Raw genomic sequence first — 20964 nt, 5'->3', positions numbered from 1 at the left:
GTGGTGGTCATGACTTCCTCCTCCGAGGCCGTGAGCCTCGATTCCCTCGACACCCGACTGGCCGCCCTCGAGGCGCGGCTCACCGACACGCACGACCGCCTCGCCGCCGCCGAGGACGAGCTCGCGATCCTCCGGATCCTCGCGGCCTACTCCCCGCGCGTGGACTCCGGCGATGCCCAGGGCGTGGCCGAGTTGTGGACCTCCGACGGCGTGTACGACGTCGACACCGGCCGCCTCGAGGGCCACGACGGCCTGGTGGAGATGGTGACCGGCGACGCGCACCAGGGTCTCATCGCGCACGGGTGCGGTCACGTGCCGAGCCTGCCGGTGGTCGTACTCGACGGCGACCGCGCCGTGGCGACCGGCTACACCCAGCTCGTCGTCCTCTCCTCGAAGCCGGGTCGGTACACCGTCGTGCGGGTGACCGCCAGCCGGTGGGAACTCGAGCGGCGCGGGCCGGTGGACGCGCCCGACCGTGGGTGGCGCGTCGTGCTCCGCACCGCCCGCGCCATGACCGACGACGGCGAGGGCCGCGCCCTGCTGGGACGTTCGCGCGAGAGGTAACGTGGCGGGCATGAACCGCCGACGCCGTGCGTCCGCCGATCCGACGCTCCGAGCGGGCCGCCTCGCGCTGCTCACGACGTCCGCAGTCCACCTGGGTTTCCAGTCCATGGTCACCTCGGTGGTGTATCCCCAGCTGTTCGACGGCCCCACCCACGGGATCGCCGAACGTCAGGCCGACCACGCCCGCCGTATCGCCCCCGTGGCCCTGACGCTGTACGCGGCCGGGCTGGGCGCGACGGCGTGGACGGCCTACGGGTCTATCCGCTCGCGCGAGCGGACCGGGCTGACCGCCACGCTCGTCGCCTGCGCGGCGGGCGTCGCGGCCCCCGCGGTGACGGCCGGGGTGGTGCCGCTGCACGTGGGAATCGCGCGTGAACAGGTCACGCGGCCCCGCATCGCCGCACTCCTCGCCTCGGACCGCCTGCGCACCGGACTCGCCGCGCTGAGTGTCGTGGCCGCCGCGCAGGCGTTGAGCAGAGGTTAGGTCCGCCGCGCGCGGGTCACGGCAACCAGCGCTCCCAGGGCGACCACGCCCACGACCAGAGCCAGTACGTGGTAGGCCGGGATGAGCCCGATGCCCTCGGCGATGACCGCCGCCACCACCGCCGGCACACCGAGCGAGGTGTAGGCCACCACGAACAGCGCGGAGAAGACCTGCCCGCGTACCGCCGGGGGCGCGCTCTGCGCCACCAGCGTGTTGCCCATGAGGAACAGCAGCCCCATCCCCAGCCCGGTGAGCGCGGCCGCGACGATGAAGCCCGTCACCTCGCCGGCCGCCAGGGACAGGGATGCGACGACCAGCCCGGAGACCAGGGCCCCCACCCCGACGGCCACCCCGAGCCGCCACCGCTCCGGCCCGGATCGCAGGTTCCACACGAGCTGGGCGATCCCCGCCGCACCCTGCAGGCTGGCCACCACGAGTCCGGTGACCATGTAGTCCGACCGGCCCATCAGGTCGCGCGCGATCGCCCCGCCCAGCCCCAGGAAGACGCCGCCGACGGACCACGAGACGGTCACGCACACCGCCGCGAGGGCGAACGTGGACCGGATCTCCGCCGGGACCGTGGGTGGCCGCACCCGCAGGGCGTCGCGCGCCGTCGAGGAGCCGCCCGCCGTCTCCGGGACGAGGGTGGCCACGGCGACGAGGAGCGCGACGGTGGCCGCGCCGATCACGAGGTAGGGGTGCACGAGGGGTGACGACGACGAGGTGGCCACGGCGCCCGCGAGGAGCACTCCCACCGCGATGCCGAAGTTGGTGGTGGAGCTGCTGGTGAGTGCGCCGACCCGTGAATCGCGGGTCGGATGGAGCTCGATCAGTGCGGCGGAGGCCGAGCCGGTGATCAGGCCCACCGCCAGTCCCTGGATGATGCGGCCCGCGATCAGCCACGCGACCAACGGGGCGGCCGCGAGCATGCCCATGCTCGCCGCCAGCAGCGCCAGCCCGGTGAGGATCACCGGTCGGCGACCGATGGCGTCGGAGAGCCGCCCGAGGAACAGCAGGGGCACGAGGACCGCGAGGGCGTACACGGCGTAGACGACCGTGATGGTGGTGCCGCCGACCGCCCACGACTGCTGGTAATCGACGTACAGGGGCGAGGGGGTGGCGCTGGACGCCAGTGCCACGGTCACCACCAGGGCCATGAGGACGAACGGGACCCATGACGAGCGGGGGGTGGTCTGCACGGTCTCCCTATCCGCCGGATCCGGCGTCGGTCGGGGTGGCGTCCTGTGCCGCGGTGGGCTGCGGCGCGGTCCGCCGCGGCGGGCGCCGATGAGTGGACCTCCGTAGGGAGTTTGAGAACCCTTGCCCGGCCTTGAAAACCGTGGCTTCTCGCGGGTCCCGTGGGGCTTACAAGCGGGATCGGAGGCCGTTGGAACCGACTGTAGTGGACTCGCGGGGCCGGATGGTGCGTGCGGTTGGGATGACTCAAACCTTTCTGAGCCCAGCGCAGGTGGACGAGTTGGTGGCCATGTACCAGGCGGGTGCGACGCTTGTGGAGGTCGGTGAGCGGTTCAGCGTTCACCGCCGCACGGTGGCGGCGCATCTTGTCCGCCGGTCAGTCCCGATCCGCAGGCGCGGCCTCGATGAGTCCCACCTCGCCAAAGCAGTCGACCTCTACGTCAGCGGGTTGACGCTCATGGAGGTCGGGTTGCGGTTCGGCGTCAGCCAGCAGTCCGTCAGGCGCGCGCTCGTCGCAGAGGGCGTCGTGATCCGGCCGGGCGGGCGGCGCGCTCGGGTCAGCGCTTGACGTGCCTGCCACATGTGGACGAGCGGATCATGGGCGTAAGGATGTCCGGCAGCATGGCCGCGGCGGCGAGGGAACGTGCGCCACCGTCTGCGACATACACGGTTACGCCTGCATCACCCGAGGTCTGCCACTGCCTGCGGGTCGGCGGAGACGCCGCTCGGCTCGGGACCAGCGCTGAGGCGGTGCGATCCGCGGTGATTGTCATTTCACCGCCGTGGCTATCACGGCCGGACAGCGACTCGGGGCTCAATCTGAGTCTTGACCTGGTTGTAGACGTCCACGTTCACGGTCGGAGCGACCCAGAGCGAGAGCGCGACGGCGAAATCCACCTGTTGCCCGGCCAAGCCGCCGGCCTGCTCGAAGCACTTGACTCGAACGACCATGTTCGATCCCTGACCTGCGCCGAAAGAGCTGGTCAGCTCCCATGACTGATGCTGCACCGTCGCAGCCCCGCGGGTCGAAGTGTCAGAAGAAAGGCCGCTGGGTGTTTGGAGCTTGGGTATCGATCCCGCGGGTTTCACGAACGCGAGCGAGGCCTTCCGGTACTGCCTGTGTCGCCAGTTGACAGGGCTGAGCCATGCCAGGGTTGCGTCGATGCGCTTGGCCTCGCGGATCCCGAGCCCATCCGGGAGCGGGAACAGAAGTTCTTGCTCCTGTGCGGCGCCGATTGAACCGACAAATAGCACGACCGCTTCGTTGGTGGCGCACCCATCGGTGTAATCCCGCTGAATGATGCCGTTACCCAGCGCGGATTCGCGAGCCAACGGCTGGGTAGAGAGGTCCGGCGGGAGGTCCGCGCCATGCACAAGAAGTGCCTTGATCGCAGAGGCTCGCTGGCGCCGCGTGATGGAACGTCCCACGGTGATCTCGTCGACAAGGTCGTGAATACGCGCCGCTTGTCGTGTCACCAGGGCTGCGGCCGGGCTGGTACCGGCGATGAACGCTTCCTTGTTCTGTGTCGGCGTCGCTACCCGAATCCCTGGTCCTAGCGCGGACAGGCTGGCGAAGGAGATTGCCTCTTCGGGTACCGGTGGGTCTCGGAAGATCACGCGGCCGCCGTTGGCGACGAGGTCGGGTTTGATGCTCCGGCGATACCCGCTTCCTGTTGCCGAGATGGGGCTGAGGCTTGGCAACCCGTCGGTCGGATCGAGTGCGTATCCCTGTGGGCTCGTGCCGGAGGCGTCGTCGTGGAGGGCACCCACAGCGAGGGCGTTGATCGACTCGGCCGGGGCGAGCGGGCGGCGGTTGTTCTGCTCGCGCTCCTGTGCGTTGAGGACGGATTGCCGACGTTCTTTGCCTGTGAGGTCCGCGATCTCGCGGGAGTTGCTCGGCGTCAACCGAAGTCTTGGGTGGTTTCCCACCGAGACGATGACGAGCACGCCGTACTCGTAGCTGAGCCAATCGATGATCCGTGCCCAGGAGGAGAGGATCGAGTCGAACGGCGAGGCTGGGTCTCCGACCGAGAGATTGACGACGGCGATCTGCGAACCGGCGGGGCCTTCCGTGCCTTCGCCGTCGAAGAGCTCCCGGAATACACGCCACATCAGATCGGGCACGAGTTCCGTGGCGGGCAGTTCTTCACTGCGATCCGCGGTCTCATCTGACGGCGTCAGGATCGGCCGGACCAGCACCGGGCGGCTCGCGGCCGGCTCGTTCGAGCCCCGGTCGCCCCATACCGCTGCTGAGGCCATCCAGGTCCCGTGTTTGAGTTCATCGACGGTGGCGTTGCTGAGGAGGTCGTCCGGGTCGTGGACGATGACCCGGTCTTGCAGCAGCGGGTGGTTCGCGGCGGGGACGCCGTCGAGGAGACACACCACCGGTTCGGAGGTGGGGAGAGGACTGTCCCAACTCGACACGGCGTCGATAGGTGGTCCGGTGATCGGGAGTCCTTGGCCGGTGACTCGTAGATACATGACGTTGGCGGAGCGGACGACGTGGACGGAGCCGAAGTTGCCCCGTGCGAGGTCAAGCAGGACATTGGTGGGGACGGTGCACTTGAGGCCGTGATAACCGATCTGTTCGATGACCGCCGAGGTGTGTACTTGGCCTCCGGCTTGTTCGACCAGGGCGGTGACCTCGCGTTGGCTGGCGAGGCGTATCTGGGGTGAGTGTCGGTACCAGAGTTCGATCTCGATCGCGTGTGGTTGATCGGTGATCCGTCCGGCGAAGTGCTCGTCCCAGTCGAGCATCTTTAGACGGTCTTGCGGCCCCCACGGGCGTAAGTCCTTGAGGTGGGCAAACAACTCTCGCAGCGGCGAGTACCCGTAAGGGAGGGACTGGTTCCGTTTCCACGTCCGCCACAGGGATAGCAGATTGTTGAGCGCCGTCTGGTTGAGGCACACGGCGTGAAGGCAGGAGCCGATGAATGGGTTGCGCGGCTTCTTGCTGATGAGCTGATACTCATCAGTGGGTTCCATCGCACCTTCGGACTCGACCAGGATTTCCAACCCGAGCTTTTGGGCGACCGCAGTCAGATCGATCTGCTCATCGAGGGCCTCGAAGACCAGAACGAGTTGAGGGTCGGCGGCTTGGATCGAGTCCGCGAGTTGGATCTCCGCACCGAACGCGGCAACGGTCTCCTCGAATCGTGAGTCGATCCGGCCGACACGCTCACCTTCGTTGCGGAAGGTGACCCGCGAACTCCCTCCACCGGTTGGCTTGATTGCGCGCGGTGGGGAGATCGTGCCCAGGATCACCGGTCTCGACGTCGAGACACCATCGGCCGGTGGCGTCATTGTTCACTGACGTCAGCACGCGCAGACCACTGCTTGAGAAGCTGTTGAGTGACCGCCTGAGAGTCCGGCTCCGGGCCTGAGAGGATTGAGCGGCGTTGCACGTCCAGCGCAAACTCCTCCAACTCGGCATAGCTGACGCCGCTGAGCCGGTCAGCGATGGTTCGCGCAGAAAGACCGAACTCCACGCCCGTCCTCGCTGACCATGCTTGCAGCCATTCGACCTTGCCTGCCCGGGTCGGGTTCGGCAGGTTGAGCCTCAGCTGCATCCGACGCCACACCGCCCGGTCGAGAAGCTCCGCATGGTTGGTCGCCGCGATCACGATGACGTGGCTGGGCAGTTTGTCGACCTGCAGCAGAAGCGAGCTGACGACACGCTTGATCTCACCCGTCTCGTGAGTGTCGCCTCGTTCCTTCGCCACGACATCGAACTCGTCGAAGAAAAGAACGCAGGGCCGCACCCGCACCGCGGCGAACAGGGTCTCCATGCGGGACGCGGTCTCACCCAGGAAGCTGCCGATGAGCCCCTCGTAGCGGACACTCAGCAACGGGACTGCGAGCTCGGTGGCGATCGCCTCGGCCAGTGAGGTCTTGCCGCCGCCGGGTGGGCCCACGAACAAGAGCCGATGCCGCGGTTCTACCCCGTGACTACGCAGCAGGTCGCGACGGTGATGTTCCTCGACCAGCTGGTTGACGGCCTGGCGAACCTCGGTCGGAAGAACCAAGTCAGTGACCCGTCGTTCGGGCTCCTGCTCATAGAACAGACCATTGGACGCCTCGTTACGACTCAACGAGGTGACGTTCGTGCCAGTGCTCGGTCGTCTGCGAGTCAGTGCATCAGCGAGCTGGGATGCCAGCACGCCGTGCTTCTTGTTCTCTTCCTCAGCGATCAGCGCCTCAGCGGCGCGACGGAACGCCAGATCATCGCCACCGGCACCCGACTGTACGAGCGCGAGGAGCAGGTCTGCGCGGGCCATGCGTCCTCCGTTCACCGTTCAGTCCTGACTAATCTTCTCAGACCCTATGTCCACCCGCCCACATCGACACGAGCAGTACCGCAGCTGACTGCCACGAAGCGTCACCGTCCTACGGGTTCGCGTCCCGAGGCTGGGCGACCTGTCGATCGCGCCGGGGTTGTCGGACGCTCACGTGTGCGTTCGATCATGGCGGCGTATCTTGTCCGCCGGTCGGTCCCGATCCGCAGGCACGGCCTCGATGAGTCCCACCTTGCCGAAGCGGTCGGACTCTACGTAGGCGGGTTGAACCTGATGGAGGTCGGGTTGCGGTTCGGGGTCAAGCAACAGGCGGTCAGACGCGCGTTGGCCGCTAAGAGTGTCGTGATCGGCGAGCAATGGCCGGCGGCATAGGTGTAGCTGACGACGTTCATCGGAATGCCTCCGCCAGCTCGGATTCTTGATGCGCTGACTGGTCCTGGGTGACCTGTCGGGTGCGTGCGCGGCGTCGCGCAACCGCTTCGCGGATGCGGGCGCGGACCAGGAGGACGAGGCTGACCGGACCCATGACGATGAACTTCATCGCGTTCCACACCGCCCACAACACCACCAGATGCAGCCACCCTGGCGCACCGGCGGCGATGGCGTTGGTGCAGATGCTCGCGATCAGCAGGTAAGGAACGGCGATGAGCATCGCGGGGATGCCCCATCTCAGGTTGGGTCGGCGTCGGATCGCGTCGAGCAACCGGTTGGTGGGCATGTAGCGGCGCAGGTAGTAGCGGGTGCGGGCGCTGAGCGTCCATATCAGGCGGATCATGGCGGGCCTCTCGTCACACGTGTCTCTCCGTCGAGGAGGCAGTACGTGTATGAGCGCCCAAGCTGGGCCGTCCCGAAGGACCCGCAATCGAGGAGAACCTGCCTCGGCTTCCACTGTACGCCGGAGCGCCGACAGACGTAACCCCGTGCTATCTCATCCGCGAGTATCCGACGCCGCGGGAAGGAAGCGATGCCGTGGGCCGGCTGGTGCGTGTGGCAGGGCGATGAGGTGGGTTCCTGAAACAGGTGCCTCTGCCTGTTGAAGGTGCAGGCCGATCATGTTGACGAGGGTCGCGGCGACGGCAGCGAGGTCTGCGGCCGAGCCGTGGAACGTGGGTACGGAACATCCTCTGGTGGGGATCAGTTCGTCGCCTTCGGATGCTTCTTCCCAGAGCCGGTGGTACAGCTCCAGCCCGCCATCGGCCACCACCGAGCGTCCTGCCTGGTCGTCAAGCTCAGACGGCGTACAGGCGGCACCGGGTGCGCAGATGTTGGCGATACCGAGCGATCCCGTCCTCGCGTCGGTGGCGACCTGGGCAATGAGTGCCTTGCGGTCTTCGCCGGCGAGGGTGTCGAGGTAGGTGGCGATGCTGTGACTGACGGTGGCGTCGATGATGAGGTCCGCGGCGAGAGAGACGGCTGGATCGGGGACGCTTCCTTCTGCGACGGTGACGGTCAAGTCGTCGCGGATCGCGCGGAGGCGCGTGGCGAGGGCGTCGGCCTTCGTCTGGCCGATGTCGGCTTCGGTGTAGTTCTGTCGCACGAGCAGTCCGCCGGTGATGGTGCCGGGGTCGCAGACAGTGATGGCACTGGCTCCGGCGCGTGCGATGAACTCAGCGAGCCATGATCCCAGGCCGCCGCAGCCCCAGATGTGAACGGTCCGTCCTTGGAAGCCGTTGACGGGACGGTCGTCGTCGCGTCGGGTTGTGACCTCTTGCCGTTCGTCGGACATGTTGCACCATTCAATGGGGATGTCGGCGTTGATGACCGTGGGATCGAGGTTGACCGCGGTCCCGTGCTTCTTGGCAAGGCGCCGGAGGGCGTCGGCGGTAGTTGCGGGGAGGCGTCCACCGAGAAGATGATGCGGTCCCCCTGCGGGGTGCGGCACAGCAAGCACGAAGTACTGCTCGGTGCCGTCAGCGTTTCGTAGAGCGCTGGCGAGGAGCGAGGTAAGGAACGCGGGCGACTGCGGTGAGACCTCTGGTGATCGTCCATCGGCGCGGTCAAGGTGCGGGTCGTCCAGGAGCGTAAGGAACAGCGCGAAGGTGGACGCCGCGCCGAAGGGGAGGTCGCTCGCGAGCACGAACACGGGCGTGCGGTGTCCGTCCTGGTCGGTCGAGTAGGTGAGGTCGTAGCGGTGCGGTGAGCGGGCGACGAGCCGAGCGATCTGATGCTGCTTCGGCGGGCCGGGTTCGCGGACGACGATGGTGGGTGTGTCGTCGGCGTGGTGGAGCACTCCTCCGACAGCATGATACATCGCGGTCGAGGGATCGAATGCTCCGACGGCGGCATCGGTGAGCCAGTCCCACAGTCGGCTGAGGAATCCGGCCATTCCTGCGGACGGCCGCCACTCGCGGGAGGGGTCGAGGTAGATACAGAGCCGCTGCCCTTGGAGAACGTGCGGAAAGCCGAGGAAGCGTGTGTGGTCAACCTCGGCGCTCGGGGGAAAGAACAGCGAGGGGCGAATCCTGACGATGAACTCTTCGTCCTTGCCGAGTTCCAGCCCTCCGGGGCAGTGAGGGATGTCTGCGGTGTGGAGCCGGAGTCGGAGGTTGGCGTCACCGTCGGTGCCGACCTGGGGCTGCTGGACTATCCGCACGTCGTGGGGGCGCTCCCTGGCGAGTGACCTCAGCTCGTCGACGAGATGCTTCTGCCAGGCCGATAGCGTGGCCCGGTTGCGGCGGCTCATCCCGCGCGGCCAGACCGCCCCACGGTGGAAGCGGCCGCGGGAGCTGCTGCCGGGAACTTCGCGCTGCTGGACGAGGTGGCCGGGGCCTTGAAGCCGTCACCGAAGATGCCCTGCCACAGCTCGATGCTGCGATCCTTGTTCTCCTCTTCGTACGCTTCCTCGATTTCGGCGGCGTGGACATGGATGCGATCCCGGAAGTAGCTGTAGGTTGCCTGCGCTTTTTCGGGATCGGAGCCCCATCGGTGCCCGAAGTACACACCGGACCCGGACGGGTCGGCGACAGGCGGCGTGCTCGGGTTCGCCTGGAGCCAAACGTCGAGGTCCTTGACGATATGCAGAAGGGCGGTCGGCACGTCGCTGTAGTAGCTGGGGTCCAGCAGCGTGCGCAGCTCGGTGACCTGCTCACCCAGCAGGGTCGTCAAGAGGATGGACCGGGTGCCAGTGAAGGAGTTCTTATGGTCCCGCAGGTACTTCATCAGGCGGATGACCTTGCGGAGGTTGCCCTTCGCGAGCGCGTCCTTGTTCTTCATCCAGTCGGTGAAGCCCTGGGGGTCGGTCAGCTCCCAGTCGTTGTCGTCGCGGTTGACGATGACTTCGCGTCCGTCGGCGAGGTTGAGATGCGGCACGATGTCGAGGTGCATGGAGTTCGCGTAGACGAGTCGGACGCAGCGGCACTTGCGTGAGTGCGGCATGTTCCCGTAGGTGCTGTGGCGGTGTAGAGCCGCGTAGACCTCCTCGATGTACTTCTTGGGATCGTCGGACCAGTCCGGGTTCTCGCTCATGTCGAGCATGAAGTCCGCGTCGAACTCGTTGTCACCGACCGGGTTGATGATGGTCTTGTGCGCCCACGATCCTTGGGGCGTCTTGCCGAGGATCAGGTGCCCGATCTGTTCGTCGGCCTTGAGCGCCTTGTAGACCGTCTCTACGCGAGAGTCGAGGAGGTCCAGCTTTACCTGGCCGAGGTTGACGGTGTCCTTGAGCAGGACGTTGAAGTAGTCAGTGAGCTTCATCGGGAGACCTCCGTGGTCGACGTGCTGGTCGGGTGGCCGCGGCGTGGGTCTCCGATCAATGGTGTGTATTCGGCTGCGCGATGAGTCGCGAACCGCGCGGTGTAGACGGGGCTGAGTTCGCGGCTCACGGACGCGGCGAGTCCAGCGATATCGTCCGGGTCTGCCGAGTCGAGTGCGTACAGATCGCCGGGAACCCGTGCGTCGAATCTGGTGTAGGCATCCTTGCCGATCAGATGTTCAGCGATGCCCTGCCCGCCGCGGCTTCCGGCGTTGAGGATGAGGGGTGCGATCGGCTTTGCCCAGTTGAACAGCCCGCCGCGGTCGAGGCGCTTGGGGTGGTTCGTGAGCTGGTCGATAGTGCCGACGTTGAGCACCCTGATCGAGGCCAGTGGTACGTCGAGCATGCTCACGGCCTCGGCGATTGCGACGACGGAGGGGTTGTTCGCCCACACGCCGCCGTCGATGAGGCGGTGTCCGTCGACGCGTGCGGCCGGGAAGTAGAGCGGTGCCGCTGAGGTCGCCATGGCTATGTCCACCATCGACAGGCGCCAGTCTCGGGCGAGCCGCTTGTGGTGCGGCGTCTTGAAGATGTGCACGGCGCCTCGTTGCACGTCCCATGCCGGGATGACCAGCCGCTTTGCGCTGTCCCCCAGCAGCCGCTCGCCGAGCACCTTCGTCAAGGCGGTGCGCAGCGCGTCGGCGTCGTAGATGGGTGCAGTGAGTTGACGTGCCCGCCGCCAGAGTCGCCGGCGCGTGGCCGGGAAGACTGCCTCGACCAGTTCTTCGTAGTGCTCGACGATCTCGCTCGGGGTGAGACCGGCGCCCAGCGCGAGCGCGACGATCCCGCCCGCCGATGTGCCGGCGATCAGGTCAAAGGAGTCCTTGATGCTGACGTCGAGGTCCTGTTCCAGGCGCGCGAGCACCTGAGCGGTGAACAGCGCCTTGGCTCCCCCACCATCGAGGGCGAGGATCTGGAAGCGATCGAAGGATGGGGTAGTTGGCCCGACTGCCGCGGATGGATGGTCCTGCCGTCCGGGTACGTCGACCGGTCCGGACGGCATCTCGCCTCCGGTGCCAGTCGAACTTGCAGGAACTACACCCATGTAACTATTCTACGCCGCCGCACCGACACTCCCGCGGGCCTAGGTCAGAGGCTCCGCCCAGGGAAGGTCCGTTGGATCGGGCGACGCTCGGTGGCGCCCGCGGGCTGGCGAGCGGCTTCCCCTGCCCGCGCAAGCGCATTTCTTGCGCGAGCCGCGTCGATCTTCTGCGCCGCATTCTCCGGCACGGAGCCGATGGGTGAGTCCTCGGTGATGCCGTACCTGTCACGGTAGGTGGCGACGGTGCGGGCGTACCGTCGCCATACTTCCGCCTTGCGAGGGTCGCGCGGTGGTTCACCGAGTGACCCCGTCCAGGCTTCCCCGGCGTCGCGTGCGGTGTCGAGTACGGCATCCGCGCGGGCCTCGATCAGTTCGCGTCGCTCTTCGAGCGCGTGGCGCATGTCGTGCGCCATCGGACCATCGGCGGACGGGATGAGTCCGGCGATGAGCCGTGGCGCCTTGCGGGCGCGTCCCGAGCCTGCCGGGCGTGGGGTAGCTCGTGCGACCCGGTAGTGCAGGACGGAGGCGATGTCATCCGCGTCATCGAATCCGCGCGCGGCGACCAGGTGCGGGAACAGGCGATCGACATCGTGGTGGTTAGCCACCGCGCGCCGGAGTTCGGCGGTGAGCGCCCCGAACGCCTCCGACTCGATCGCGGCGTGGGCTTGCTCGCCGGTCAGGCCGGAGTCGCGGATGAGGGTGGCCCAGCGGTCGCGTTGAGCGGCTGCGGCGATAGTCTCGTACTCCGCCGCAAGCTGGGCGATCGAGCCCCAGTGTTCGTGTTCGGCGGTGATGGTCTCGTGCGCCGAAAGCTCGGCCCCGACGTGTTGCAGGACCCCGTAGAGCACACTGCGGGCGGTGGCGTCGCGGCTGTCGCCCGGATGCGGATGGGCGTGCTCGTCCGCGCGGTCGAGGATCACGTAGGCGCGGTTGGAGTGCTTGCCGCGGGTCATCGCGACGTAGAAGTTCTCCCGCGTGGTCGTCGGCTCGACCAGGACGTGTGCGGTATCGACGGTGACGCCCTGCGCCCTGTGCGCCGTGACCGCGTACCCCAGATCGACATGCTCAGCCACATACGACGCCGGGAGGACGATAGAGCCGCCGAACCTGCGACCGGTCTTGCGGATCGCGACCGAGCCGTCGTCGCGGACGTTGGTGATGGTCCAGGTGTCACCGTTGCGCACCCACTCCTTGCTGTTGCGGAGGCGGCGGTCGTTGCGGCGGGTGATGATCGTGTCGCCGACCCCGGCGGCGGTGCCGCCGTTCAGCTCCACCTCCCGGCCCGGTGTCAAGGTGCCGTCGAGGATCAGGTCCGCGCGGGCGCGCTGGTTGAGGGTGGTGACGTCGTCGCGGGTCTCCGCGATCAGCACCGACACCAATCCCCCGTTCCGGTCGGCGCGCCAAGCGGCGTAGGCGGCATCCGTCATCGCCTCGGCGTCACCGTCGCGGATGCGTCCGTGGTCGAGGTAGGTGTCGATCACCTGCGTCTGCCCGTGCCGCAACGACAGTGAGGCCGTCTTCTCCCAGGTGTTCACGAAGCGGTGGACATCGACCAGTTCGGGCGTATCATCCCGGTCGTTCACCAGCAGTCCGAATGCGCCGCCGGCGTCCACGGACTGGAGCTGGGCGAAGTCGCCAACCAGCAGCGCTTTCGCCCCCGCCCGCTCGGCCAGGTGCGTGATGCGATCCAGTGAAAGGGTGCCGGCCAGAGATGCCTCGTCGATGATGACGAGCTGGCCGGACTGGAACGTCTCGCCACGGGTGAGATGGTTCTGCCACCACTTTGCCGTGTTCTCCGTCGCGATTCCCAAGTCCTCGGCAAGCACCTGCGCCGCGACCGCGGAGGGCGCCAGCCCGACCACGGACCCGGCGCCGTGTTCCTTCTCCCATGCCCTCCGCAGCGCGGACATGGCCGTGGTCTTGCCCGCGCCGGCGGGGCCGACCAGCACGTCGAGCATCCGGCCCGAGACGGCGACCTTCATCAGCGCGTCGGCTTGGTCCTCACCCAGCATTCGCCCCTCGGCGTCCGGGCGGGAGGTGATCTTCTCCACCGTCGCCAGCGGGACGGTGGGCGCGGTGAGGGTGCGCGCGCGGTCGAGCAGCCGGCCCTCGGCCGCGAGGAGTTCTTCGGAGGAGAACACCGTGGAATGCCTGGGCCGGAACACACTGGTGCCGTCCACCCGGCGGAACGTCACAGGGCTGGTGGCGAGGTCGGGCGGCGTCAGCCGCAACGAGACGCCTTCGGCGGCATCGGCGACCATCCCGACGATCGCCTCCCGATCCCGCATCGAGGCGAACCGCCAGCCCATCGTCTGGCGCGACGCCTCCGCCATCAGATTCCACCGCCGCCATGTCGACCGCTTCTCACCCACGACACTGACGACGCTCTCGCCGAGTTCGGCGATCACCTCCAACGGCACATCATCGGCCCGCAGCAGCAATGGTGCCGCGTTGTCGGCGACGGCGCGTGCCCATGCGGTGGCGTCCTGACCGAGAACGGTCGTGGCGCGAGTGCGCCACTCGCTGGTGAGGTCGGCCAGCGACCGCACCTCCTTCTCCGGCCGAGTGGCAAGGGTGGCCTGTGCCCGGAGCTTGATGATCGTCGCTGTGGAAGGTTGGTGTCTGTGCTTGGCGACGTACGCGGCGATGAGCCGGTTCTTCTCGACGTCGATGTGCCGGGCGCGGGTGGAGAACTCGACCACCAGCTCCTCCGGCACGCTCGCGATCGCCCATGCCGGGTTCCGGTCACGACCCATGCCCCGGGCCTCCCACTCGACGCCGAACGTGCGGGTCATGTGATCGGCGAACACAGCCTCGTGCAGCTCCGAGAGCGCGACCACGGCGGCGTGCATCGGCCGCCCATCCAGAGACCGCCACTTTCTATCTAAGGTCGTCTTGACCTTGTTGCTGATGACGACGTGGGTATGCAGGTGGGGGTCGCCCGCGCGGGAGTCGAAGTGATCGAACGCCGTCGCCACCAGCCCGGTGACATCGACCTGTGCAACGGCTCCGTCCCCGGCGGTTGCACCGGTGCGGGTGGCTGCAACCTCTCGCTCCATGAACGCAACCATCTCCGCAACCGCCCGATGGTGCGCCTCCCCGATCAACGCCTGTGTCCCGGCGTCGGCAACGGCCCACAACGCTGAGGCTGACTTCGGGATCGAGAACGTGAAGTCGAACCCCGCCACCGCACGCCGCGTCCCACGCGCGCTCTCCTCGGTCTCGATCTGCGCGACCGCCTCACCCTTCGCGCCCGGGCTCAGGCCCGCGTCCAGGTCGGCGATCTGCGCCTCGATCCGCTCGGGCACCGACTTGTAGGCAGGGAACGCCAGACCGAGCGGGTCGCCAGTGATTGGGTCGCGACCCATCCCCATCAAGAGCTGGAGCTGGGCCTCCGACACCCGATCACCGACCATGAGCTGCCCCTTGCCGAGCGAGGCGACACCTGAGCCCAGCCATTGGCCCGGTGGTGTTCCCGCCTCCACGTAGTACCTCGTCAGAGGCGTCGACAGCGACCTGTCGCCATCGGCGGCGGCGACCGTGCGGAGCAGGTACTTGTACCCATCACCTGCACTCATCACCCGCATCGAAACCGTCACCAAAGCACCGCCTCTCGACAGCCAGGTGAGCCGACGCTGACCGAGCGGAACACCGTCAACTTTGGTTGACGACCTCGACCTGCAAGACGCGTGGACGGCGCCGAGGAGTGCTAAAAGCACCGCCTGAGCATGGGCGACCCAAAGGGGGCTCAGTCGCTCGTCGACGGCAGCAAGTCGCGAGGAGACAGCCGGAAGGCGCGCTGGGAATGCCAGCTCGATGAGGTGCGGCCCCATTCTACTAGGTAATTCTGGGGAAGGGGCAGTCCGAGCTTTATGACCTTCGAATGCGAGCATTCGTGTGGCAAGGACACCGTCCTCCCACCAGAGGCGGCGCATGCGCCGCCGAGATGTGCTCGCATCCCAGAAGATAACCCAAGTTCGCGGCCGTACCGAGAAGACAGGACAAGAGTTTCGGTCACGCCAACTGAGGAGCAGCGAGGTCGCCGCTGAACAGGGTGCGCAGGGCGTCCATCGCCTCCGTGCGGGCCTTGTAGTAGACCCAAACGCCGCGCTTGTGGCGGTCGACCAAGCCGGCGTCGTGCATAACTTTCAGGTGGTGGCTGAGGGTCGACTGCGACAGGTCGAAGCCTTCTGTCAGGTCGCACATGGCGCACGCCTGGGCGCCCTCGTGGGACAGGATCATCGACATCAATCGCAGCCGCACCGGATCGGCCAGAGCCTTAAGCATGCGGGAGACACCTTCGGCCTGCGCCGGGGTGATCGGCTCGCGGGCGAGGGGCGTGCAGTATCCCAACGCGGCGTCACGGGCGGACAGACCAGACATCGACATGGGTACATATTGACATGTATCGAACTCTACGGCAAACTCGGGAACGTAGACTTTGACGTCCATCGAAGTCCGATGTTCCACGAGCTAGAAGGAGATCAACCGTGACCACCCCTACCCAGTTCCTCCGCTCCAAGTACCGCGCCATCGAAGGCGGCTGCGTGACCTGCGCGGGTGACCTCGCCGTCGTGGAGTCCCTGCCCGGGGTCAAGGAGGTCGACGCGCTTGCTTCCGGTCTGGTGCTGGTCACTCACGACGGCACCGTGAGCGATGACGCCGTCGTCGCGGCCGCGAAGAAGTCCGGGCTGCCCCTGGTCGCCGCCGGCCCGGCGCGCCCGGTCCGGGCATGAAGTCACCGGTGGAGGAAGGGAAATAGTCGATGAGTGCTAATGCGAGCACGTCACCACACGTCACGTCCGCTGTCGCGGTTCGGCCTCGCGCCCGCCGCTGGTGGCAGAAGCCCGAGATGGTCACGCTGGCCGTCGCCGCGGTGCTGCTGGTGGCCGGGCTGGTGGTGGAGTGGACCATCCACTCCGAGCCGGTGGCCCTGGCCCTATTCTGGGGCGCGATCCTCATCGGCGGCGTCTACCCATTGCGCAGCGCGATCCGGGCGGTGCGCCACAAACGGCTGACCATCACCGTGCTGCTGGTCGTGGCCGCCATCGGAGCCATCGCGCTTGGGGTGATCGAGGAGGCGGCGATGCTCGTCGTCATCTTCAGCCTCGGTGAGGCGATGGAGGCCTACGCCACCGACAAGGCCCGCGGGTCTATTAGCGCCCTGATGGAGCTCGCACCCCCCACCGCCAACCGACTCAACGATGACGGGGCGACCAAGACCGTGGCGGTGGAGGAACTCCACCCCGGTGACGTCGTCCTGGTGCGTCCCGGTGAGCGCCTACCCACCGACGGCGCTGTGATCGATGGCGCCTCGTGGGTGGACGCCAGCCCGGTGACCGGGGAGTCCGTGCCGGTCGAGGCCACCGCGGGCACCGAGGTCTTCGGCGGCAGCCTCAACGGCAATGGCGTGCTGCGGATCGAGGTCACCAAGGAGTACTACGACACGGTCCTGGCCCGCGTGATCGAGCAGGTCGAGGAGGCCCAGGCCAACCGCAGCGGCGCCGAGCGGTTCGCGGACAAGTTCGGTGCTGTCTACACCCCGGCGATGTTCGCCCTGGCCATAGCCGTGGCACTAGTACTGCCGCTGCTCGGCTTCGAGTGGCGCGAGGCGATCTACCGAGCCCTCGTGGTCCTGGTCGTCTCCTGCTCCTGCGCCCTGATCATCTCGGTGCCTGTCAGCGTGGTCACCGCTATCGCCCGGGGCGCCCGCGACGGCATCCTCATCAAGGGCGGCATCTACCTTGAGCGCCTGGCCGACATCAAGGCCGTCGCCTTCGACAAGACCGGCACCCTCACCCGCGGCCGGCCCACTCTCGCTCAAGTGACGCCCCTCGACGGGATCAGCGAGGACGAGGCTCTGACCCTTGCGGCGGCGGTCGAGACCGGTAGCGAGCACCCCATCGCGACCGCGATCGTGGCCGGTGCCCGCGACCGCGGGTTGACCATCCCGGCCGTCCAGGATGCACGCGCCCTGCCAGGAGCCGGCATGGAAGCCACCCTCGACGGTCGCACCCTGCACATCGGCCGGCCCACCGACGAGGACCGGACTGACGGCACCGCAGGCCCGGCGCTGGCGCACGCCGAGGCGGAAGGATGCACGGCCGTGGTTCTTCGCGACGACACCCGACCCTTGGCCGTCGTGGCGGTGGCCGACCAGCTGCGCCCCGACGCCGAAAGCACCCTTACCGAGCTGCGCGACCTCGGAGTCGAGCGGGTCCTGATGCTCACCGGCGACAACGCCACCGTCGCCAGATCCACCGCGCAGGCCCTGGGGCTAGACGACTACCGCGCCGAGTTGCTCCCCGAGGACAAATCCGCCGCAATCCGTGAGCTGCGCGAGAAACACGGCGTGATCGCGATGGTCGGCGACGGCGTCAACGACGCCCCCGCCCTGGCCAACGCCGACCTCGCCATCGCCATGGGTGCCGCCAGCACCGACGTCGCCCTAGAGACCGCCGATGTCGCCCTCATGGCCGACGAGCTCGACCGGCTCCCGGCCGCCATCCGACTATCGCGCCGCGCTCGGAACAACATCAAGATCAACATCGCCCTGAGCCTGACCGTCGTCGCCATCCTGATCGTCGCCGCCCTCGCCGGCTGGATGTCCCTGACCACCGGCCTGCTCCTCAACGAGGGCAGCGCGGCGCTGATCATCCTCAACGGCCTGCGCATGCTCCGCCCGGGCCGTGGCGAAACTAGGCGCGCCCAGGTCGATTTCGGTACCCGCCAAGGTTCTGACCTGAACTCCGGGCGACCGTGCGCTCCGGGCTCGACGACCGATGGACACTCGGTAGCCGCGGGAAGCTCGTACGACCAGCGCGAGCACGGCAGATGACTTTCCGCGCCTGTCGACGTCTGCATGGCGCCGACAGGCGCGTTGGCGACCAAGTCCGCACCGTTCCGCGACGGCGAACTCATGAGGACTGGCGGGTAACGCTAGAGCGATGCCCACTTCCCCGCGAGGGCCACGGTTTCCATAGTGACTGGCCTGACCGATCTCGATGAGTACGGTAAATGAAGGCGCCGGAACCACGCGCCGACTGCATGAGGGCTTCGCCTGGGTTGGCGAGGAACGCAGTAGATCACATCGTCTCCCGCCCACGCAGCGCTCCTTCAGGGCGGAAACGATCGCCAGTTTTTCGGCATCCCGACAGCCCGACTGATGCATCGCCTAATAGTCGGTTGGGTATCAGGAGCCTGTGGCGTCATGTCGGATGCGCGGTCCCTCAGCGAACCTCAGGCACATACCGCGGCGGTCCGATCCGGTGATACCCGGGCTAAGCACTCTGTGGCAGGCGCCCCGGCAGCGGGCTCCTAGTGGGATACGACAGTGGATCAAGCGGGGTGTCCGACCACGGCTTCTCTCCCGTGGTGGCGCGAACGGAGAGTATCCACCGGCGGCGTGATCCCATCGCGTATGACTGCGTGAAGCTGATCTTCGTGCGAGCCGGGTCGGCGTGGTTGTTCAGCGAGTTCGGAGAGCGACCGGTCAGGGTCGGGGACGTGGTGCTGCTTGCGGCGAACACCCTGTGCGGGGCCGAACCGGAGCAGCGGGTCACGGTCACGACGCTGTTTCTGCATCGAGACTATGTGGTCGATCAGGTATTCTGGCAGCACGCCGCGGTGTTGACCGACCGGCTGGAGGCCAAGGATTTCATCGCGACCCGCTATGCGGAGGCCGCCCAGGTGCTGCGGCTGGGCGAGGACCGATCCGCGTGTGTGATGCCGTGGTTGGATGAACTCGGTCGGCTCAGCCTCAATGGGCCTGCACCGGAGCAGTTCTATCGGATGCAGTCCCTGCTGTTCGCCGTCCTGGATGTGGTGTCGCCGTTCGTGAGGACGACCGCGGTGCGCCGGTCCGCGACCCAGCACAAGGCCACCTACCTCGACGCACCTGCCCTCCGGCGTTTGGCACCGTTGCGGGCCGAGGCCCGTGCCGCAGCCGACCGGCTGCGGGACCAGCCAGCACGACGGTGGACGCTAGCGGAGTTGGCCGAGTCGGTGCACCTGTCGCCGTCCCAGCTCGGCCGGGTCTTCGTCGACGCCTACGGGAAAACGCCGATGAAATACCTGGCGACGCTGCGTGCCGAGCACCTGGCCCGGTTGCTACGTGAGACCGATCTGCCGATCGAGGTGGCGATGCGTGAGGTCGGCTGGCACAGCCGTGGTCACGCCGCGCGACTGTTCCGCCAGTGTGTCGGAGCGAGCCCGACGCGATACCGCCAGGTCGTCCGGCAGAAAGCACCGACCTGACGGATCGATACCGATATTCGCTTTCGCGATACGCGTATCCGCATCATCGCTCGATCCGGCGCCCTCGCCACCTGACGGGCTGGTAGTCCGGTAGGACTCGTCGGGTTCACCCCGCGCTCTGACGGTCACACCGTCGTCGTCCGTCTCGTCGCCCTGGTGTCCCTGGCGCACCTGATGGTCACCGAGCCCAGTCGGCCCGGTGCTAAGGGTATCGGGAGGAGACAGCGACGATGGCCACGACACGGGAGGAAGCCCAGGCCGCGCGGGAGGCGAAGCTCGATGAGCTGCATGAGCAGCTGACCGGCGCCGTCGAACAGCTCGTCTCTGGCGACGACTGGGGCCGTGCGCTCGCGTTCGCGGCGCGGTTCAGGGCGAGATCGTTCTCCAACACCCTGTTGATCTGGGCACAGCATGCCGCGGCTTACGAGGCAGGTCGGGTGCCGGAGCCGATGCCGTCGTATGCGGCCGGGTATCGCCAGTGGCAGACCTTGGGCCGGCAGGTGGAGAAGGGTCAGTCGGGGTACATGATCCTCGCCCCGGTCACCGGCCGGTTCGCTACCGCCACGCCACAGGATGCGGAGTCGTGGCGGCGGCTCGGCATGGGCGAAAAGCCACGCCCCGGTGAGGTCGTGCGCTCGAAGATGATTACCGCCAAGCCCGCCTACGTGTGGGACGCCTCGCAGACTGCCGGTGACCCGATCCCGGAACCACCCGCGCCGAAGCTGCTGGAAGGCGAAGCACCGGCCGGGTTATGGAACGGTCTGGCCAGGCTCATTGAGGAGCGCGGGTTCACCGTGCTGCGGGTGCCGCACGAGGGCATGATCCACGGCGCCAACGGCATGACGGACTACACCGCGAAGACGGTCGCGGTCAGGGAGAACATGGACCCCGCCGCGCAGGTCAAGACGCTCGCCCATGAACTTGGGCACGTCCTGATGCACGGCCCCGACCAGGAGGACGCCCGCCAGCATCGCGGCATCGGGGAGGTGGAGGCCGAGTCGGTGGCGCTGATGATCGGCGCCGCCCATCACATGGACACGACCGGGTACACGATCCCCTACGTGTCGACCTGGGCGGCGCGGGTGGACGGCAAGGAACCGGCCGAGATCGTCAAGGCCACCGGCGAGCGGGTCCGCAAGACCGCGCTTGCGATCCTCGATCAGCTCGACACCGCCCAGGTCGGTGACGGCACTCCACCGGGTCTCGACCGTGAGACGCCGCACCGCAACCAGCCATCCCACGAGCGGACAGCACCCGAACGCGCAGCGTCGGCGAGGCGGGTCGAGCCCGTGCCCGAAACGGGTCCCCGCCCCGCGGCCAGCACGGCCGTGATGCAGGGACGGGATCTGTGATGGCCGCTACGGATGCGCTCGCG

At 67.4% G+C, this 20964-nt stretch carries 16 protein-coding genes; 7 read left to right on the top strand and 9 right to left on the bottom strand.

Translation table 11 applies throughout. From position 1 onward, the window contains the following. Positions 1–9: 9 nt before the first annotated feature. The gene (locus tag DCI01S_RS05070; protein ID WP_061228271.1) at positions 10–564 is read left to right on the top strand and encodes a nuclear transport factor 2 family protein; all 555 of its coding nucleotides are present in this window, start codon (positions 10–12) and stop codon (positions 562–564) included. A 10-nt stretch (positions 565–574) separates the two neighbouring features. Next, on the top strand, positions 575–1048 hold the full coding sequence (locus DCI01S_RS05065) for a hypothetical protein (RefSeq protein ID WP_061228270.1): 474 nt from the start codon (positions 575–577) through the stop codon (positions 1046–1048). Here the strand turns inward: DCI01S_RS05065 and DCI01S_RS05060 are convergent. Further along, positions 1045–2247 carry an MFS transporter gene (locus tag DCI01S_RS05060; RefSeq protein WP_061228243.1) on the bottom strand — a complete coding sequence of 401 codons (1203 nt, stop codon included), beginning with the start codon at positions 2245–2247 and terminating at the stop codon, positions 1045–1047. The genes DCI01S_RS05065 and DCI01S_RS05060 overlap by 4 nt on opposite strands. Before the next feature lie 239 nt (positions 2248–2486). Between DCI01S_RS05060 and DCI01S_RS05055 the strand changes: the two genes are divergently transcribed. Continuing rightward, positions 2487–2813 carry a helix-turn-helix domain-containing protein gene (locus DCI01S_RS05055; RefSeq protein WP_204650372.1) on the top strand — a complete coding sequence of 109 codons (327 nt, stop codon included), beginning with the start codon at positions 2487–2489 and terminating at the stop codon, positions 2811–2813. Positions 2814–3034: 221 nt separating this feature from the next. On the opposite strand, the gene DCI01S_RS05050 is transcribed toward DCI01S_RS05055, so the two are convergent. From DCI01S_RS05050 to DCI01S_RS05010, 8 genes are all read right to left on the bottom strand, one after another. Next, positions 3035–5548, bottom strand: coding sequence for a S8 family peptidase (locus DCI01S_RS05050; RefSeq protein ID WP_061228242.1), 2514 nt, complete (start codon positions 5546–5548; stop codon positions 3035–3037). Further along, the gene (locus tag DCI01S_RS05045; RefSeq protein ID WP_061228241.1) at positions 5545–6522 is read right to left on the bottom strand and encodes an AAA family ATPase; all 978 of its coding nucleotides are present in this window, start codon (positions 6520–6522) and stop codon (positions 5545–5547) included. Before DCI01S_RS05045 ends, DCI01S_RS05050 begins: the two co-directional genes overlap by 4 nt. A 406-nt stretch (positions 6523–6928) precedes the next feature. Beyond that, complete coding sequence (locus DCI01S_RS05035; protein ID WP_061228239.1) at positions 6929–7315, bottom strand: hypothetical protein; 387 nt, start codon at positions 7313–7315, stop codon at positions 6929–6931. A 153-nt stretch (positions 7316–7468) separates the two neighbouring features. Beyond that, a complete protein-coding gene (locus DCI01S_RS05030) occupies positions 7469–9223 on the bottom strand; it encodes a ThiF family adenylyltransferase (RefSeq protein ID WP_061228238.1) in 1755 nt (584 codons plus the stop codon). After that, positions 9220–10233, bottom strand: a complete 1014-nt coding sequence (locus DCI01S_RS05025) for an SMODS domain-containing nucleotidyltransferase (RefSeq protein ID WP_061228237.1) — start codon at positions 10231–10233, stop codon at positions 9220–9222. The genes DCI01S_RS05030 and DCI01S_RS05025 overlap by 4 nt, the downstream gene beginning before the upstream one ends. Continuing rightward, positions 10230–11294: a CBASS cGAMP-activated phospholipase gene (locus tag DCI01S_RS05020; RefSeq protein WP_239550594.1), complete on the bottom strand. Its 1065-nt coding sequence runs from the start codon at positions 11292–11294 to the stop codon at positions 10230–10232. The genes DCI01S_RS05025 and DCI01S_RS05020 overlap by 4 nt, the downstream gene beginning before the upstream one ends. Positions 11295–11380: 86 nt before the next feature. After that, the gene (gene mobF, locus DCI01S_RS05015) at positions 11381–14911 is read right to left on the bottom strand and encodes a MobF family relaxase (protein WP_218001307.1); all 3531 of its coding nucleotides are present in this window, start codon (positions 14909–14911) and stop codon (positions 11381–11383) included. Between the two features lie 436 nt (positions 14912–15347). Beyond that, positions 15348–15785: an ArsR/SmtB family transcription factor gene (locus DCI01S_RS05010; protein ID WP_368664634.1), complete on the bottom strand. Its 438-nt coding sequence runs from the start codon at positions 15783–15785 to the stop codon at positions 15348–15350. 38 nt (positions 15786–15823) lie between these two features. On the opposite strand from DCI01S_RS05010, the gene DCI01S_RS05005 reads away from it, so the two are divergent. The 4 genes from DCI01S_RS05005 to DCI01S_RS04990 all read left to right on the top strand — a co-directional run bounded on the left by DCI01S_RS05005 (position 15824) and on the right by DCI01S_RS04990 (position 20941). Next, positions 15824–16069 (top strand): hypothetical protein, encoded by a 246-nt coding sequence (locus DCI01S_RS05005; protein WP_036317959.1) that lies wholly within the window; start codon positions 15824–15826, stop codon positions 16067–16069. Positions 16070–16185: 116 nt separating this feature from the next. Beyond that, complete coding sequence (locus DCI01S_RS05000; RefSeq protein ID WP_051995335.1) at positions 16186–18171, top strand: heavy metal translocating P-type ATPase; 1986 nt, start codon at positions 16186–16188, stop codon at positions 18169–18171. A gap of 590 nt (positions 18172–18761) precedes the next feature. After that, entirely contained in the window at positions 18762–19589 is an 828-nt protein-coding gene (locus DCI01S_RS04995) for a helix-turn-helix transcriptional regulator (protein WP_218001306.1), read from the top strand. 230 nt (positions 19590–19819) lie between these two features. After that, complete coding sequence (locus DCI01S_RS04990; RefSeq protein ID WP_061228233.1) at positions 19820–20941, top strand: ArdC-like ssDNA-binding domain-containing protein; 1122 nt, start codon at positions 19820–19822, stop codon at positions 20939–20941. The last annotated feature ends 23 nt before the right edge of the window (positions 20942–20964 follow it).

Source organism: Dietzia cinnamea NBRC 102147 (genome assembly GCF_001571065.1).
Lineage (GTDB): Bacteria > Actinomycetota > Actinomycetes > Mycobacteriales > Mycobacteriaceae > Dietzia > Dietzia cinnamea.
Note: the sequence above shows the minus strand (reverse complement) of the source record. Positions and strands in the feature narration are given on the sequence as shown.